The organism is Pseudomonas sp. NPDC089743, assembly GCF_044748785.1.
GTDB classification, from domain to species: Bacteria; Pseudomonadota; Gammaproteobacteria; order Pseudomonadales; family Pseudomonadaceae; genus Aquipseudomonas; species Aquipseudomonas putida_X.
This window is the reverse complement of the sequence record NZ_JBIVGS010000009.1, coordinates 135,299-154,284: the sequence shown is the minus strand read 5'-3', so window position 1 is coordinate 154,284 and position 18,986 is coordinate 135,299. Positions and strand designations below refer to the sequence as shown.

General features: G+C 66.5%; 5 protein-coding genes. 3 read left to right on the top strand and 2 right to left on the bottom strand.

Annotation, left to right across the window (positions count from 1 at the left end; all coding sequences use genetic code 11):
• Window positions 1-17: 17 nt before the first annotated feature.
• A complete protein-coding gene (locus ACIPZC_RS17405; protein ID WP_400628418.1) occupies window positions 18-1,148 on the bottom strand; it encodes a cupin-like domain-containing protein in 1,131 nt (376 codons plus the stop codon).
• Window positions 1,149-1,328: 180 nt separating this feature from the next.
• Here ACIPZC_RS17405 and ACIPZC_RS17400 point away from each other — a divergent pair, with 180 nt between their 5' ends.
• From ACIPZC_RS17400 to ACIPZC_RS17390, 3 genes are all read left to right on the top strand, one after another.
• Complete coding sequence (locus ACIPZC_RS17400) at window positions 1,329-11,543, top strand: amino acid adenylation domain-containing protein (RefSeq protein ID WP_400628416.1); 10,215 nt, start codon at window positions 1,329-1,331, stop codon at window positions 11,541-11,543.
• Window positions 11,540-14,626, top strand: a complete 3,087-nt coding sequence (locus tag ACIPZC_RS17395) for an amino acid adenylation domain-containing protein (RefSeq protein WP_400628414.1) — start codon at window positions 11,540-11,542, stop codon at window positions 14,624-14,626. The genes ACIPZC_RS17400 and ACIPZC_RS17395 overlap by 4 nt, the downstream gene beginning before the upstream one ends.
• 430 nt (window positions 14,627-15,056) lie before the next feature.
• Window positions 15,057-17,588 (top strand): TonB-dependent siderophore receptor, encoded by a 2,532-nt coding sequence (locus ACIPZC_RS17390; RefSeq protein ID WP_400628412.1) that lies wholly within the window; start codon window positions 15,057-15,059, stop codon window positions 17,586-17,588.
• Window positions 17,589-17,995: 407 nt separating this feature from the next.
• On the opposite strand, the gene ACIPZC_RS17385 is transcribed toward ACIPZC_RS17390, so the two are convergent.
• Window positions 17,996-18,943: an alpha/beta hydrolase gene (locus tag ACIPZC_RS17385; RefSeq protein WP_400628410.1), complete on the bottom strand. Its 948-nt coding sequence runs from the start codon at window positions 18,941-18,943 to the stop codon at window positions 17,996-17,998.
• Window positions 18,944-18,986 lie beyond the last annotated feature (43 nt).

Here is an 18,986-nt window from a genome sequence, read left to right as displayed (position 1 = left end):
GCCGCGTTCGCTACCGCTTACCAGCCGCGCCCGGAGTTGACCCAGAAGTTCACAGACAGCGATGTCGATACCGACTCCACCTGGTGGAACCAGCCTTCTGGCAGGAACAACAGATCCCCGGCCTGCAGCAGCACCCGCAGGAAGGTAACCCCGCGCGCTTCGGGGAAGCGCTGATAATCCGGTGCATCGGGGTTGAAGTCGCAGCCGTCCAGGCCTCCCTTGGGCGAGGTCGACCAGGTGCCCAGGGCCGGGCGATGGTGGGGCGCCGCCAGGATGAACGACTTGTCCCCCCACACCTGGGCGAACAGGTTGTCGGCATCGTCGCGGTGCAACGGCGTGAGGGTGCCTTTGGGGCCGATCCAGATGCGCGGTGCGATGTACAGCGAGCGCTCGAAGTAGGGCGGGTACTGGATCAGCTCGAGCAACTGCGCAGGCACGATGTTGTTGCCCATGTAAGCCGGTGGCTCGCCGTTGCTGTCACGCGGCTGCGGGTTGTCCAGGGCGTTGATGAAATCTGCCATGGACGTGGCGCGAAAGTCGCGCTCGGTGGAGAAGGTCTTCTTCACGTAGTCGCCATGACGGGTGATGCCCTGCAGTTCGGCGAAGTGCTCCAGCGAAGCCTGGCGGTCGAGGTTGAACAGATTCCACTCACGCAGGGCGTCACTGATCACCACCGGTGTGCCGTACGGCAGATAGTGGCGCTGGAAACGCTCCACATCCAGTTGCGCGGCGGGGATTCGTTCTACTTCGGTCAACTGCGGCAGGCTGGCCGACACACGTTCGCTGTAGCGCGGTGGCGTGACATGGCGCTGGTTCATGTCAGTCTTCTGCGCCGTCACGCCCTTGCGCGCCAGGTCGATGATTTGCGGCAGCAGCGTGGCCAGGCCCAGGTTGCCGCCGATTTTCAGCCGGCCGCCGGCAAACAGCTCCTCGACGTTGGCGCTGCCGGCCATGATGCCCAGCAGGTCCTGCTGGGTGACTTCGATGGTGACATCCGGCGTTGCATGCCGGCCGGCTTCGGTGCGCGGCCGGGTACCGGCTTCACACCAGTAGGCCTGCTGCGGGCCGAAGATGAATTGGAAGATGCCTTCGACGCCTACGGCACCGGCATTGGCGAACAGCTTGCTCAGCAAAGGTTGCAGTTCCACGGCGCAGCCTCTTCGTGGGGGAGGGGTGTGAGAACGGAACGAAGGGCGGGTTGCGAAATTTAGCGCGCCGCCCAGCGCTGGCCAGGGGGTTGGCGGTGGTAATTTTTTGCAGGTTGTATCCGTTTCGTAGGGATAGCCGGGCACTGCCCGTGGTACCCCACTCGTACGGAAAGCAAGCTGATGAATCCCGAAAAGTCCCTGCAACTGGCCCGCCGTTTCATTGAATTGCCGCTGGAAAAGCGCCGCCTGTTCCTTGAAACCCTGGCCAGAGAGGGCATCGACTTTTCCCAGTTCCCGATTCCGGCCGCAGTGGCGGCCGAGGACCGGCTTGCACCGTCGTTCGCCCAGCAACGCATGTGGGTGCTCTGGCAGCTGGACCCGCAGGGCGGTGCCTATAACCTGCCAGGTGCGGTCCGCCTCAAGGGGGCGCTCGATGAGGCGGCCCTGCAGCAGGCGTTCACGTGCCTGCTCGAACGCCACCAGACCCTGACCTGCGTGTTCCAGCAGCAGGCCGATGAGCGCCTGTGCCAGGTGCACCGCCCGGCCGCGCCGCAGATCCAGCGTCTGGACCTTCGCGAGCTTGCCGAAGACGCCCGTCAGGGCCGGGTACAAGCCGAGATCGAGGCCGAGTCGCTGCGCCCCTTCGACCTGGAGCATGGCCCGTTGCTGCGCATCCGCCTGCTGCAACTGGCTGAGCAGGAACATGTGCTGCTGCTCACGCTGCACCACATCGTCGCTGACGGTTGGTCGATGAACGTGCTGATCGACGAATTCAGCCACTGCTATGACGCCTGCGCCGCTGGCACCCAGCCGCAACTGCCGGCGCTGCCGATCCAGTATGTCGATTACGCGCTCTGGCAGCGGCGCTGGCTCGAAGCTGGCGAGCTCGAACGCCAGCTGGGGTACTGGCAAGCCACCTTGGGTGATGAGCAGCCGGTGCTGGAGTTGCCGCTCGACCGCCCACGCCCGGCCTCGCCAAGTTTTGCAGGCAGCCGCCAGGAACTGGTGGTGGACTCGGCGCTCGCTCAGCAACTGCGTAGTTTTGCGGCGCGGCACAACCTGACGCTGTTCATGGTGCTGCTCGGTGCTTTCGGCGTGCTGCTGCAGCGCTACACCGGCCAGTGCGACCTGCGCATCGGCAGCCCGGTGGCCAACCGCAACCGTGCTGAAGTCGAGGGGCTGATCGGCCTGTTCGTCAACACCCTGGTATTGCGCCTGCAGCCGGATACCCAAACTGACGCCCTGGCCTATCTGCAGGCCGTGCGGCAGACCGTGCTGGGCGCCCAGGCCCACCAAGACCTGCCGTTCGAGCGCCTGGTCGATGCGTTGAAGGTGGAGCGCAACCTGAGCCACGCGCCGTTGTTCCAGGTGATGTACAACCACCAGCCGCAGGTCGCCGACCTGGCAGCGGTCACGTTGGGCTCTGGCCTGGAGCTGTCCGCACTGGAGTGGCGCAGCCGCACCACCCAGTTCGATCTGAGCCTGGACACGTACGAGCAGGGTGGCGTGCTGCGCGCTGCGTTCACGTACGCGACCGACCTGTTCGAGGCGGCGACCATCGAACGCATGGCGGGGCACTGGCTCACCGTGCTGCGTGAGTTGGTGGCGGACCCTGCACGGTCGCTGTGGCAACTGCCCATGCTCGACCAGGCCACCCGCCACCGGGTGCTGCAGGACTGGAACGCCACAGCTGCCAGCTACCCGCTGCAGTCTGGCGTGCATGAGCTGATCGAGGCTCAGGTGCAGCGCACCCCGCACGCGCCGGCATTGCTGTTCGACGATAGCCTGCTCAGCTATGCCGAGCTCGATGCCCGGGCCAATCGCCTGGCCCACTACCTGCGCGGCCAGGGGGTGGGCGCCGACAGCCTGGTCGGTGTCGCGGCGCAGCGCAGCATCGAGATGGTCGTAGCCTTGCTGGGGATCCTCAAGGCCGGTGGCGCCTACGTGCCACTGGACCCGGAGTACCCTGAGGAACGCCTGGCCTACATGATCGAAGACAGCGGTATTGGCCTGCTGCTGACCCAGCAGGCGCTGCTCGACAGCCTGCCGCTGCCGCACGGTGTGCAGTGCGTGGCGCTCGATACCCTGGTGCTGGACGCCATGCCGGACAGCACCCCAGGGCTCAAGGTAGAGCCGACGCAGTTGGCCTATGTCATTTACACCTCGGGCTCCACGGGGCGCCCCAAGGGCGCGGGCAACAGCCACCAGGCGCTGACCAACCGCCTGTGCTGGATGCAACAGGCTTATGGCCTGGACGCCAGCGATACGGTGCTGCAGAAAACCCCGTTCAGCTTCGACGTGTCGGTGTGGGAGTTCTTCTGGCCGTTGATGACCGGCGCCCGTCTGGCCATCGCGGCGCCGGGCGAGCACCGCGACCCGCAACGCCTGATCCGCGCCATCGAGCGCTACCGGGTGACCACCCTGCACTTCGTGCCGTCGATGCTGCAGGCCTTCATTCACGAGCCCGGTGTGCAGGCCTGCAGCACCGTCTCGCGCATCGTCTGCAGCGGCGAAGCGTTGCCGGTGGACGCCCAGCGCCAGGTGTTCGCGCGCTTGCCGGCAGCGAGCCTCTACAACCTGTATGGCCCCACCGAGGCTGCCATCGATGTCACCCACTGGACCTGCGTCGAAGAGGGCAGGGACAGCGTGCCTATCGGCCAGCCGATCGCCAATATCCGCACCTATGTGCTCGACGCCGGTCTTGAGCCCGTCCCGATCGGTGTGGCCGGTGAGTTGTACCTGGGCGGGGTGGGCCTGGCGCGCGGCTACCACCGCCGTCCCGGGCTGACCGCCGAGCGTTTCGTCGCAGCCCCGTTCGTCAGCGGCGAGCGCCTCTACCGTACGGGTGACCGGGTGCGCCAGCGTGGCGACGGTGTGATCGAGTACCTGGGGCGGTTCGATCACCAGGTGAAAATCCGCGGGTTGCGCATCGAGTTGGGTGAGATCGAGGCGCGTCTGGCCGAGCATGCGCTGGTGCGCGAGTGTGTGGTGCTGGCCCTCGATGGCCGCCGCTTGGTCGCCTATCTGGTGCTCAATGCCACGCCTGAGGGCTGGCAAGGGCAGCTCAAGGACTGGCTGCTGCAAAGCCTGCCCGAATTCATGGTGCCCAGCCAGCTGCTGCCACTGGATGGCCTGCCGCTGACACCCAACGGCAAGCTCGATCGCAAGGCCCTGCCCCAGCCCGAGGCCGGGGCACAGGGTGACCATGTTGCCCCGCAGAGCGCGGCCGAACGCGAGCTGGCGAAGGTCTGGAGCGAGGTGCTGGGCACCGCGCAGGTGGGCCTGGATGACAACTTCTTTGAACTCGGCGGCGATTCGATCATTGCCATCCAGGTCGTCAGCCGCGCCCGTCAGGCCGGGCTGGCGCTCAGTCCGCGCGACCTGTTCCAGCACCAGACGCTGCGCGCCCTGGCCCAGGCTGCGGGCAGCGTGGACAGCCGTCAGGCCGACCAGCGCCCGGCTGAGGGCGAGGCACGCCTGACCCCGGTGCAGCTGCAGTTTTTCGACACGCCCATGCCGGTGCGCCAACACTGGAACCAGGCCGTGCTGCTGGTGCCCCGTGAGCCGCTGCAAGCGGCGCAGGTGCAGCAGGCCCTGGCTCAGGTGGTGGCGCAGCACGACGCCTTGCGCCTGCGCTTCACCCAAGCCGATGGCCAATGGCAGCAGCACCACGCGCCGGCCTCTGCTGGCGTGCCGCAGCTCTGGCAGCGCCAGACAGACAGCGAGCAAGCGCTGGCTGCCTTGTGCGATGAGGCCCAGCGCAGCCTGCAGCTCGATCAGGGGCCATTGCTGGCGGCGATGCTGGTGGCCATGGCCGATGGCAGCCAGCGCCTGCTGCTGGTGATCCACCATCTGGTGGTCGATGGTGTTTCCTGGCGCATTCTGCTCGAAGACCTGCAGCGTGCCTGCCTCGGCCAGCCGCTGCCTGCCCGGACCAGCAGCTACCAGGCCTGGGCCGAGCGCCTGGCCGGGCATGCCGACGCCTGTGCGGGGCAGCTCGACTACTGGCTGGCGCTTGGCGAGACCGGGGCGCAGGCGCTGCCACGTGACCGGGCGGTAACACAGGCGCGCGTGGCCGATGAGCGCAAGGTACGGGTCAGTTTCCCGCCGGCCTTTACCCAGGCCCTGCTGCAACAGGCGCCGAGTGCCTACCGTACGCAGGTCAACGACCTGCTGCTGGCGGCCCTGGCCCGGGCCCTGTGCAACTGGAGCGGCGAGCAGCAGGTACTGGTGCAGCTCGAAGGGCATGGCCGTGAAGCGCTGTTCGACGATATCGACCTGACCCGTACCGTGGGCTGGTTCACCAGCCTGTATCCGGTCGCCCTGCGCCCGCAAGCACAGCCCGGCGCCTGCATCGCGGCCATCAAGGAACAACTGCGCGCCGTACCCCAGCGTGGCCTGGGCTACGGCGTGCTGCGTTATCTGGGCACACCGGCGCAACGCGAGCAACTGGCGCGCCAGGCGCAACCGCGGGTGACGTTCAACTACCTGGGCCAGTTCGACAGCCAGTTCGACAAGGGCGCGCTGTGGCAGCCCGACCCTCGCGGGGCCGGGCAGGGGCAGGATAGCGATGCGCCGCTGGCCAACTGGCTGAGCGTGGAAGGGCAGGTGTACCAGGGCGAGCTGGGCATCAGTTTCGGCTACAGCCAGGCGATGTACGACGAGGTCACCATCGACGCCCTGGCCAGCGATTTCGCCACCCAGCTGCGCGCCTTGGTCGATCACTGCCTGCAACCGGGGGTCGCCAGTGCCACGCCGTCTGATTTCCCGCTGAGCCAACTGGACAGCAGCGGGCTCGCCGCTCTGGCAGTGGAGCTCGCTCAGGTGGAGGACATCCTGCCGCTGTCTCCCTTGCAACAGGGCCTGCTGTTCCATTGCCTGCATGCGGCCGCACCCGGCGACTACATCAACCAATTGCGCCTGGACATCGACCAGCTCGACCCACAACGTTTTCAGGCGGCCTGGCAGGCGGCGCTGGACGCCCACCCGGGGCTGCGTGCCAGCTTTCACTGGCCGGTGGGCGTGCAGCAACCGGTGCAGGTGATCCGCCGCCAGGTGCAGCTGCCGTTCAGCCAACTCGACTGGCGCGACCAGGCCGCGTCGGCCGACCACCTGCACAGCCTCGCCGAGCAGCAGCGCCTGGCCATGACCGCGACGGATCAGGCGCCCTTGCTGGGCATTACCCTGGTGCGCCTGGGCGAGCAGCGCTGGCACATGATCTACACCCATCACCACCTGCTGCTCGATGGCTGGAGCCATGCCCGGTTGCTGGCTGAAGTGATGCAACGCTACAGCGGCCAGACACCCCGCCAGGCACCTGCGCACCCTCGCACCTACCTGGCCTGGCTGGCCGCGCGTGACCGCCAGCAGGACCAGTCGTTCTGGCAGGCGCAACTGCAGGGCATGCAGGCGCCGACACTGCTCGCCAGCCAGCGCCGCAGTGTTGAACCGCCTGCCTACGGCCTGTGGCAGCAACGCCTTGGCAGTGCGGCATCGGCGCAGATCAAGGCGGCGGCGCGGGCGCGCAAGGTTACCGTCAATACCTTGGTGCAGGCGGCCTGGCTGTTGCTGCTGCAACGGCACTGCCGTCAGGACACCGTTTGCGTCGGTGTGTCGGTATCGGGGCGGCCTGCTCAGGTGCCGGGCATCGAGGCGCAACTGGGGCTGTTCATCAACACCGTGCCATTGGTGGCTGCCCCGCGCCTTGAGCAGCGTCTTGATGACTGGCTGCAACAGCTGCAGGCCTGCAACCTGGCACTGCGCGAGCACGAGTACACGCCACTGGCCGACATCCAGCGCTGGGCGGGCAGAGCAGGCGAGGCACTGTTCGACACCTTGCTGGCGTTCGAGAACTACCCCGTTGCCGAGGTGCTGCAAGGTGGCGGTGACGGGCCGCGCTTCGGTGTGCCGGACAGCCACGAGCAACCCCACTACGCCCTGACCCTGTCAGTGGGCATGGGTGAGCAGTTGCAGGTCGACTATCGCGTGCGCCACGACGCCTTCAGCCTGGCTGACGTGCAGCGCCTGGCCGAGCAGTTTGGCCAGCTGCTGCAGGCGCTCGCTGGCGCGGGTAATCCATGCCTGGCTGAGCTCAGCCTGCTGGATGCCAGCAGCCGTCAGCGTTGCCAGGGGCAATGGCAGGCCGCCGACCGCAGTGTTCCGTCACGGGGTGTGCACCAGCTGATCGAGGCCCAGGCGGCGCGCAACCCGCAGGCCGTGGCCTTGGTCGCCGACGACGGCACGCTGGACTACGGCCAGCTCAATGGCTTGGCCAACGCGTGGGCGCACCAGTTGATCGCGCGGGGTATCGGCCCCGAGGACCTGGTAGGCCTGTGCAGCGAGCGAGGCCTGGCGATGGTCGTTGGTCTGCTGGCGATCCTCAAAGCCGGTGCCGGCTACGTGCCGCTGGACCCGCACTACCCGCGTCAGCGCCTGCAGGACATGCTCGACGACAGCGCCGTCAGGCTGGTGCTGGGCACCCGCACCGCCGCGCAGCCACTGGCGCTGGCAGGCGCAGCCGAGTGGTTGTGGCTGGACCAGCCGCTGGCGCCGCTGGACGCCAACCCTGCGCCGCGCGCCAGCGCCGACAACCTGCTGGGGTTGATCTACACCTCCGGCTCCACCGGTCGCCCCAAGGGTGTGGCCCTGACCCACGGCGCCATCGCCGCGCACATCGCGACCATGGTCGGCCAGTACCAGGTGACGGCGCAGGACCGCTTCGTGCACTTCGCTTCGATCAACTTCGACTGGGGCACCGAGCAGTGGTTGCTGCCGTTGAGCCAGGGCGCCTGCTGCATCGTGCGTGGCGATGATATCTGGATTGCAGCCCAGGCCTTCGAGGTGATCGAGCGCGAGCGCGCCAGCGTGGTCTACTTCCCAACCCAATACGCCTGTCAGCTGGCCGAGTGGGCGCATCAGCAGGGCCGGGCACTGCCGGTGCGCTGCCTGAACGTAGCCGGGGAGGCACTGCCGCGCGAAGGCTTCGAGCGAATCCAGGCCCATTTGCAGCCCCAGCGTATCGTCAATGGTTACGGCCCTACCGAAACCGTGATCACCCCGCTGCTGTGGCAGGCCGACGGGTTGACCCGCATCGACACTGGCTATGCACCGATCGGAACACCGGTGCCGGGGCGCACCGCTTACCTGCTCGATGCAGCCTTGCAACTGCTCGACACCGGCACTGACGGCGAGCTGTATATCGGCGGCCCTTGCCTGGCGCGTGGTTACTTCGGCCAGGCGGCGCTGACCGCTGAACGCTTCGTGCCCGACCCGTACGACACGGTCGGCGGTGGCCGCCTGTACCGCACGGGTGACCTGGTGCGCCAGCAGGCCAGTGGCGAGCTGGTGTTCATCGGCCGCCTGGACCACCAGGTGAAAATCCGCGGCTTCCGCGTCGAGCCCGGCGAAGTCGAAGCCTGCCTGCTGGCGTTGCCTGAGGTGCGCGAGGCGGTGGTGATGCCGGGCGGTCAAGGTGCCGACCTGTACCTGGCGGCCTGGCTGGTACCGGTCAGCGGTTCGCAGGCTGATGCCGGCCTGCGTCAGCGCATCCTCGACGCGTTGCGCGCCGCGCTGCCGCCCTACATGGTGCCGTCACGCCTGCAGCTGCTCGACAGTTTGCCGCTGAACCCCAACGGCAAGGTCGACCGCAAGGCATTGCCGGCGATCGAGGCCGACACCCCTGAAGAGGCGTTCAGTGCACCGCTGGATGCGCTCGAATGCGAGGTCGCCGAGGCCTGGGCCAGTGTGCTGGGCAGACCAGCAGTGGGCCGTTTCGAGCACTTCTTCGAGGCCGGTGGCCACTCACTGCTGGCCACGCAGGTGGTGGCGCGCCTGCACCGCGATGGCCACACCGGCGTCAGTGTGCGCGACCTGTTCAGCGCCCCGCGCTTGTGTGATTTCGCTCAGTGCCTGCGCCAGGCACAGCCAGTGAGCGATGCCGGCCCGCAACTGCGCGCCCTGGGCGACAAGGCCAGTGCACCACTGTCGCTGGCCCAGCGCCGGTTGTGGATTGCCGAACAGTTTGCCCAGGGCAGCGGGGCGTACGGCATGCCGCTGGGCCTGCGCCTGGACGGGCCGTTGCAGCCAGAATGCCTGAAGCAGGCGTTGCAGGTGCTGGTGCAGCGCCACGAAGTGCTGCGCAGCGCGGTGGGCTGTGACGACGAAGGTGAGCCGCTGCTGCTGATTCAGGCTGCGGTAGACCTGAACCTGCCCGTGGACGACCTGAGCCCGTTGCCTGCCGCCGAGCAGCAGCTGCGCGTGCTTGAAGCGCAGCTGGCCAACGTGCGTCAGCCGGTGCCCCTGGACCAGGCGCCGATGCTGCGTGCACGCCTGCTGCGCTTGTCCGGTGACACCCATGTGCTGCTGCTCAACCTGCACCACATCATTTCCGATGGTTGGTCGATGGCGCTGATGGTCAACGAACTGATCGCCAGCTACAGCGCCCTTGCCCGTGGCCAAGCGCCCGCGCTGGCGCCGCTGGCGCTGCAGTACTCCGACTATGCGCTGTGGCAGGCCGAGCGCGAGCGTGCCGGGCTGCTGCAGGCCCCGGCGCAGTGGTGGCGCACGGCGCTGCAAGGCAGCAGCGGGCGCTTGCAGTTGCCGACTGATTTGCCGCGCCCGGCCAAGGCCTCCCAGGCGGGTGAAAACCTGTATCACGACCTGCCGCCGGCTACGGTCGTGGCGGTACGCGAACGCGCCGCACAGCTGGGTGTGACGCCCTACATGCTGCTGCTGGCGGCGTTCCAACTGCTGATGCACCGCGCCAGCGGCCAGCACGATCTACTGCTGGGGGCTGATGTCGCAGGCCGCGAACACCCCGACCTCGAGGCGCTGATCGGCTTCTTCGTCAATGTTCTGCCACTGCGCTCGCAACTGGACGAACGACTGGACTTCGCCGCGTGGCTGGCGCGCACCCGCACCACCTTGCTCGATGCCAGCGAGCAGCAGGCACTGCCGTTCGACCTGATCGTCGAGGCTGCTGGCGCGCCGCGCCACCCCGGCATGAACCCACTGGTACAGGTGCTGTTCGTGATGAACGACATGCCGGTGGCCCACGGCGGCCTGGCCGACCTGAGTGTGCAGGTACTGCCGCAGGCAGGTGGCTATTCGAAATTCGACATGGCGCTGTTCATCGACCCGGTCGCGGACGGCTGGCGCGTCACCTGGCAGTACGCCACGGAGCTGTTCAGGGCAGAACGGGTCCAGGCACTGCTGCGTGGCTGGCTGGACATCCTGGGCCAGGTGCTGGGCAACCCACACATTCAACTGAGAGAGATCACTATGGCGGTTCACAGTGAAATCGTGGCGGCGCCTGCCGCTGCCGGCGGGCAACCGAAGAAGGACAAGCTGGGCAGCTTCCTCAAGCGCGGCGCCGGCACGCCAACCCGGCCGGCCAGCGCAGTGCGCGAGGCTGCACTGGTACCGGGGCAGGCGTTTCCGTTGTTGATCGAACCGGTCGACCCTGGCGTGAGCCTGACCGACTGGGTGGTCAAGCACCGTGCCGAGGTCGAGCGCAAACTGGTGGCGCATGGCGGCATTCTGTTCCGCGGTTTCGGCTTGCAGACCCCACAGGATTTCGAAGCCTTCGCCGAGGCGGTGCAGCCCGGGCTGTACGGCCAGTACGGTGACCTGCCGAAGAAGGAAGGCGGTAAGAACACCTACCGCTCAACGCCGTATCCGGAACAGAAGATGATCCTGTTCCATAACGAAAGTGCCCACCAGGACCGCTGGCCGCGCAAGCAGCTGTTTTTCTGCGAGCTGCCGTCGCCGGTGGGGGGGGCCACCCCGGTGGTCGATTGCCGGCAGATGTACCAGCGCTTGCCCGCGCCCCTGCGCCAGCGTTTCGAGGACAAAGGCCTGCTTTACGTCCGCACGTTCACCGACAAGCTGGACGTGTCCTGGCAGCATTTTTTCAAGACCGACTCGCGTGCCGATGTCGAGCGCCGTTGTCAGGCGTCGGGTATCCAGTGGCGCTGGCTGGACAACGACGAACTGCAGATCCGCACGCCTTGCCCGGCGGTGATCGAGCACCCGGTCAGTGGTGAGAAGAGTTTCTTCAATCAGGTGCAGTTGCACCACGTGTTCTGCCTGGATGCCGACGTGCGCGAGGACCTGTTGGCGCTGTATGGCCTGGAGCGCATGCCGCGTCAGGTCTACTACGGCGATGGCAGCCCGATCGAAGACGCCGACATGGCGTTGATCGGTGAGCTGTACGAGGCCTGTGCGGTGCGTTTCGACTGGCAGGCCGGTGATGTGATCCTGCTCGACAACATGCTGGCGGCACACGCCCGCGACCCGTTCCAGGGGCCACGCAAGATCGTCGTCGCCATGGGCGACATGATGCAACGTGCCGACCTTGAAGCCCTCACCTTGAACCGCACAGGAGTGCAAGCATGAACATCACCGCCGAAACGAGTGGCCTGCCGTTGTTGCCCATGCAGTCGCTCGAGCTGACTGCACTGCCTGCCCGCTGGCAGGACGCGGCGCGCTGCATCACCTTGCAGCTCGACAACGTGCCGGCGCCCGCCGCACTGCGGGCCGCCCTGCAGCAGTGGCAGGGCCAGCATGACGCGCTGCGCCTGCGCATCGGCCAAGCCGCAGGTTATCGCGGCTTGCGTCAGTTTTTTGAGCGCGAGGCCGCGGGGGTGGAGCTGACGTGGCTGGCGGCGGGCGATAGCGCCGGCCGCCAGGCCTGGTTCGAGCGTGAGGTGGATGTGCAGGCCGGTGCGGGCGTTGCCGTGCTGGTGTGCGAACAGGCCGAGGGGCGTTGCCAGTTGGTGCTGGGTGTGCTGGCAGCGCTGGTCGACACTGCCAGCCTGCCGGCGCTGGCTGCAAGCCTTGCGGCGATCTGCCAAGGCGCATTGGAAACAACCGAAGATGGCGATTTCGAACAATACCTGCAGTGGCGCAGCGAGGTGGTGGTGGATGAAGACGCCAGCACTGCGCGCAGCTACTGGAACGCGCTGAACGGCAAGCCCGCGAGCGCCCAGCAACTCCCCTGGCGCCCAGCCCCAGGCAGCCCACGCGGTGAGCGCGCGCAGGCCCGCACAGACCTCGACCCGGACGTTTTGACACGCCTGGCCGGGCTTGGCCTGCCCTTGGACAGGGTGCTGCAGGCAGCCTGGTGGCTGCTGCTGGCGCGGCTCGATGGCCAGCCTGCGCAGGTGGTGAACTGGTGCCACGACAGCCGTGGCGACTACGCCTATTTCGCCGGCAGCGCCGGGGTGTACCACAAGCAGTTGCCGGTGCTGCTCGACTACCAGGCCGAGCAGCCACTGCGTACCTGGCTGCACGGCCTGGCTGCGCAGCTGGAGCAGCATGCGGCTTGGCAGGAATACTTCAGCCCCGAGCAGACGCCCGCGCTGGCGCCTGCCGCCATTGGCTTTGGCCTGACCCCCGCCTGCCCGCCGCTCGCCGGTGGTTGGCAGGTGGTGGGCATTGACGCGCCGATGGCGGGCCCCGACCTGCTGCTGCAGGTCGACAGCGACCGCGCAGCGCCACAGGCGCTGTTGCAGTACTGGGCCGCGTGGCACAGCCCGGCACTGGCGCAGCTCCTGCTCGAACAGTACGCCACGCTGCTGGCAAGCATTGCCCAGACGCCCGACGCGAGCTTGGTCAGCCTGGGCATTGCCGGTGAACGACAGCGTCGTCTGGTGCTTGAGCGTAACGCCCAGGCCGCACTGCCTGCTGTCACCGAACTGCTGCCCGAGCGGGTCGCCCGCTGGGTGCGCGAACAGCCCCAGGCGCTGGCGATCATCGAACAAGGGCAGGGGTGGAGCTGGCAGCAGCTCGACCAGTTGGCCACGGCGTTGGCCGCCCACCTGCAGGCCCAGGGCATTGGCAATGCCAGCGTGGTCGGCCTGGCCCTGCCGCGCTCGGTGCACTGGCTGGCGGCGGTGCTGGCCTGCTGGAAGTGCGGCGCTGCGTACCTGCCGCTCGACCCTCTCTGGCCCGCTGCGCGACGCGAGCAGGTCAGCCGCCTGGCCGGCGCGCAGTTGCAGGTCGATGCCACGCTGTTCGAGCAGCTCGCGGGCACCTCAGCGCCATTCGAGGCGCACGTGCTCACGCCCAATACGGCGGCCTATGTACTGTTTACCTCAGGTTCGACCGGTGAGCCCAAGGGGGTGGTCATCGAACATGGGCAACTGGCCGGGTACCTGCAGGCCGCTGAGCAGGCTTTGGACCTTTCGGCCTGCAGGCACTTTGCGTTCAGCGCCACGGTGGCGGCTGACCTCGGCCACACCAGCCTGTTCGGCGCCTTGCAGGTTGGCGCCACGTTGCACGTTGCCAGCGACGCCGTGATGCAGGACCCGGCAGCGTTTGCCGCGTTCGTGCGCGACGAAGGTATCGATTGCCTGAAGATCGTGCCGTCGCACCTGGCGGCGCTGCTCGACAGCGCGCAGCCTTGCCTGCCAGCGACCCTGGTCCTGGGCGGCGAAGCGCCGAGTGTGCAGTTGCTGGCGCGCATCGCACGGCTGGCGCCTCAGGCTCGGGTGTTCAACCACTATGGCCCGACCGAAGCCACGGTCGGCGTGTTGGTCCAGCCACTGCGGGCCGACGCGCCGATGGCGAGCCTGGGCCAGGTGCTGGCCGGCAACCGCGTTTACGTGCTGACGCCTGCTGGGCAACTGGCGGGCGTGGGTGAGCTGGGTGAACTGCATGTTGCCGGGCGCCAGCTGTGCCGGGGTTATCTGGGGGGCGAGCAGGGGGCGTCGCGCTTTATCGACAACCCCTTGCAAGCCGGCGAGCGCCTGTACCGCAGCGGTGATCTGGCCCGTTACCAGGCCGATGGCAGCATCCTGCTGCAGGGCCGGCAGGATCATCAGGTGAAGATCCGCGGGTTCCGTGTCGAGTTGGCCGAAGTGGAAGCGCGCCTGCTGGAGGTCGATGGGGTTGCTCAAGGTGCGGTGCTGGCGGTTGAAACCCAGCCCGGGCAGTTGGAGCTGCTGGCTTGCTACGTCGTGCACGGCGAAGGCCATGGGCTCGATGAAGCCTCGCTGCGTGCGCGGCTGGCCGAGTGCCTGCCAGCGGCCATGGTGCCAACCCAGCTGCGTCGCCTGCCCAGCCTGCCGCGCCTGGCCAACGGCAAGCTCGACCGTCGCGCGCTGCTGGAAATGCCGCAGGAGGACGGCCAGCAGGATGCTCCGCAGGACGCATTGCAGACATTGCTGGCCCAGCGCATGGCGCAGTTGCTCGGGCGCGACAGCATCGGTATCCACACCGACTTCTTCGCGGCCGGCGGCCATTCGCTGCTGATCATCAAGCTAGTGGCTGGGATTCGTAAGTTGCTGAACTGTGAAGTGGCGCCGGCGCTGGTCTTCGAGCACCCCACCGTGGCGGGGCTGGCCGAGGCGTTGCAGGCCAACGAGGCAAACCGCGGGCAGTTGCTCAAGATTGCCCAGGCGCGCCTGCAACTGGAGCGCATGAGCCCTGAGGAAAAAGAGCAGATGCTGGCCAAGGCGAAGAACGTCACCGCATAGCTCGATCAGCGTTCATAGGGCCGCTTTGCGGCCCAATCGCCGGCAAGCCGGCTCCCACCCCCTACCGCGCAGCGCTCAAGAACGGCGGTGTGCCAGGGCTGGCCATCATGGGTTGGGCTGTCTTGCTCAACGTCTAAAAGCTGGCGCGATCCCTGTGGCCGGCTTGCCGGCGATGGGCCGCAAAGCGGCCCCAATCGCTCACCTGACCGCCACCAGCCTCCAAGTTGCCTCTCATGAGCGCTAGCTCCAGCACCCCGTGCCTGCGAAACATTGAACGTAAATGAAAAAAGTTATCAGTTTTTTTAACGTTCGTGCGTCTTACCTGTAGGCCGCTGAAAACGTGTCGCTCGAACGCGTAAGGCTCTTATAGAAACGGTACGTCGAGACCGTCACCTACACACTCATAGAACATTCGGAGTCAGTCGCGCACATGAAGTCCAAACGTATGCGAAACAAGGGGGCAGCCTTGGCCGCCGGGCCATCGAAGTGGAGCCTGCGTGCTTCGGCACTGGTGCTGAGCCTGGCCATGGCCCACGCCCATGCCCAGCCGGTGGCGGTGGACATCGCAGCCCAACCGCTGGACCAGGCACTGATCGCCCTTGGCCAGCAGACCGGCCTGCAGATGGTCTACTCGCCCGACCTGGTCAGCGGCAAGCGTGCACCGAAGGTCAGCGGCACCATGGAGCCGGACCAGGCCCTGTCGCAACTGCTGGAAGGCGCAGGCCTTACGTACCGTATCGAGAACAATTCGGTCCTGCTGATCAGCACCGACACCAGTGACGTCGGCGCCGGTGCGCTGGTCATTGGCGAAACCACCATCATGGGCCAGGGCATGGGCCAGGCGACCGAGAACACTGGCTCCTACACGCCGGGCCTGACCAGCGTCGGCTCGAAAAGCCCGACCTCGTTGAAAGAAACCCCACAATCGGTGTCGGTGATCACCCGCCAGGTCATCGAAGACCGCCAGTTCACCGACATCAACGATGCGATGAAGGCCGTGCCGGGTGTGACGGTGCAGAGCAACACCTTCCGTATCCAGGACTTCTACTCGCGCGGCTTCCCGATCCAGAACATCCAGCTCGACGGTGCCGCCCCCATGGCGTTGGGTACCACCGCCGGTAGCTTCTACGCGTCGAACATCTATGACATCGCCGAGTTCGACCACGTGGAAGTACTGCGTGGCGCCAGCGCGCTGTTTGGCGGCACCGGTGACCCGGGCGGTATCATCAACCTGGTGCGCAAGCGCCCGCTGGACTTCTACCAGCTCAAGTTCACCGCCTCGGCGGGCAGCTGGGACAACTACCGCAGCGAGCTGGACGTGACCGGGCCGCTGGGCTTCGATGGCAAGCTGCGCGGCCGCATGGTGGTGGCCTATCAGGACCGCCAGTACTTCGTCGACAACCGTGCCACCGACAAGCCGTTCTTCTATGGCGTGCTTGAAGCCGATGTCACCGACGACACCATGCTCACCGCCGGCTTGCGTTTCAACAAGGTCCACGAGACCGGCACCGCCTCGGCCGTGCCACGCTACAGCGACGGTGCCGACCTTGGCCTGCCACGCCATACCGGGCTGTCTACCACCTGGGCGTACGCGGACGGCTTTTCCCGCGAGTACTTCGCCAAGGTCGACCATCGCCTGAACGATGACTGGAAGCTCAACCTGAGCTACACCAACATCTACGACACCATCACCACCAACAACGCCACCACGCTGGGCTCGGTAAACCCGGTCACCGGCACCGGCGTGACTCGCCTGGGCACTTACAGCACCCAGTGGAGCGAGCAGAACCTCTGGGACGTCAACGTCTCCGGCGACTTCAGCATGTTCGGCCTCGACCACCGCCTGGTGGTGGGGGGTGACTATCAAGAGATCGACAGCCGCTGGCGCGGCACTGGCCGCTTCACAACTGGCGGCGGCCCGGTCAATGTGTTCGACCCGGACTCCACCCCATGGGATGATCCTGGCGCTCGCCCGGCCATCAGCCGCGACTACAAACCCAACAGCCAGACTCAATATGGCTTGTACTCGAGCCTGCGCCTGCAACTGGCCGAGCCGTTGCACCTGATCGTCGGTGCCCGGGCACAGCGCTACAAGTTCGACCAGACCTACCAGACGGCAAACGCCGCCGGGACCTGGACCCAGCAGTCGCGGGTGGACATGCGCGAGCCGACCAAAGTCACCCCGTTTGGTGGCATCGTCTATGACCTGACGGACGAGTGGGCGGCCTATGCCAGCTATGCCGAGATCTTCAAGCCACAGCAGAACGTGGTGGCCGGGCCTGCGACCTCCGGCAACACGCTGGACCCGATGACCGGCAAAACCTACGAGACCGGTGTCAAGGGCGAGCTGTTTGGCGGCGCGGTCAACACCAGTATCGCGCTGTACTACACCAAGCGTAAGGACCAGGCGGTAGCCGACCCAACCTACCCGATGACCCAGGTGGCATTCGGCGGTAACTGCTGTTACGTCAGTGGTGGGGAAACCATCAGCAAGGGCATCGACATGGAAATCTCCGGCGAAATCCTGCCGGAATGGATGATGATGGCCAGCTACACCCTGAACATCAACAAGAACCGCGACACTGGCTCTGCGTTGAGCACGGTCACACCCAAGCACACGGCCAAGCTGTTCACCACCTACCGCCTGCCGGGAATGTTGAACGACTTCCGCGTCGGGGGTGGCGTGGACATCCAGAGTGCGACCAAGGTCAGCGGTACTGCTGCGACCTATGACGGCCTGGGCAACGTAGTGCAGGCCGAAGTGCCTTTCGAATACGAGCAGAGCGGGTATGCGATCTGGAATGCGATGGTCGACTACCGCATCGACGAGCACTGGAACGTGACTCTCAACGGCAACAACCTGTTCGACAAGAAGTACTACCAGACCGTCGGTACCTCGACCTATGGCAACTACTACGGCGATCCGCGCAACTTCATGCTGACGGTACGGGCAACGTACTGATTTCAGCCAGCGTAATCAGGGCTGCCATGCAGCCCATCGCCGGCAAGCCGGCTTGTACACAGGTACTGCGTAGGCCTCAAGGATTGCGCTGTACCCATCGCCGGCAAGCCGGCTCCCACAGGTACTGCGTAGGCCTCGAGGATTGCGCTGTACCCATCGCCGGCAAGCCGGCTCCCCCAGGTACTGCGTAGGCCTCGAGGATTGCGCTGTACCCATCGCCGGCAAGCCGGCTCCTACAGGTACTGCGTAGGCCTCGAGAACTGCGCTGTATCCATCGCCGGCACGCCGGGTCCTGCAGGGATAGCGCAAGCCTCAAGAACTGCGCGGTTTCTGTGGGAGCCGGCTTGCCGGCGATGGGCCGCATGGCGGCCCCAGATCGCTTGCCCTACGGGCATCAGGCTTGCTGGTCAGGCCAGCACCTGCTCCAACCAGCATCCTGCCGCCGCATACACCTCGCCAGTCGCCCCGGTGATACCCGACATGCGCAGAAAATCGTGGGTCAACCCCGCCTCGATACGCAGGGTGGTCGGTGTGGCGCTCGCCTCGAGCTTGCGCGCATAGTCCAGGCCTTCATCGAACAACGGGTCGTACTGAGCCAGGTTCACATAGGCCGGCGCCATGGCTGGCAACGCCGGGTGCAGCAGGGGCGAGGCGCGCCAGTCAGTGTGCGCTTGGCTGGCGCCCAGGTAATGCTCGTAGAACCAGTCCAGCGTACCGCTCTCCAGCAGGTAACCCTCGCCATACTGCCGGTGTGAAGCGCGCCGAGTATTGCTTTCGGCTACCGGGTAGAACAGTAGCTGCGCTTTGACTGCCATGGCCTGCGGGTGTTGCGCGCCTTCGATCGCCAGAACCGTGGCCAGGGTAGCACCCGCGCTGTCGCCGGCCAGCACCAGCGCGCTTGGCAGGCCTAGCTCGGTAGCGTTGTGCTGCAGCCAGAGGGCGGCGTCCTGGCAATCGTGCAGTGCCGTTGGGAACGGCTGCTCGGGCGCCAGCCGGTAGTGCGGAGCGAACACCGCATAGTCACCCAGGCAGGCCAGGCGCCGGCACACGCAGTCATGCGAGTCCAGGCTGCCGACCACATAACCACCGCCATGCAGGTAGAGCAAGGTGGCCTTGGGCGTGACGCCCGGGCGCACGTAGAGACGGGCGGGCAACTGCGCACCCTCGCGGCCACTGTACTGCAGGGCGCGCACGTCGACATGGGCGGGAGGGTCGGGGTCGAGCAGACGCGAGGCGTTTTCGAACTCCGCCCGTGCCTGGGCGATGCTCAACTGATGCATGGGCTGGCTCTTGCCCGTCAGGCGGCCGAGTTCGGCCAGTTCCAGGAACGCTTCCAGATCGCAATCCAGGGACATTCGGGTTTCCTTCACAGTGTTGGATAAAGGCCCGGCCGCACAG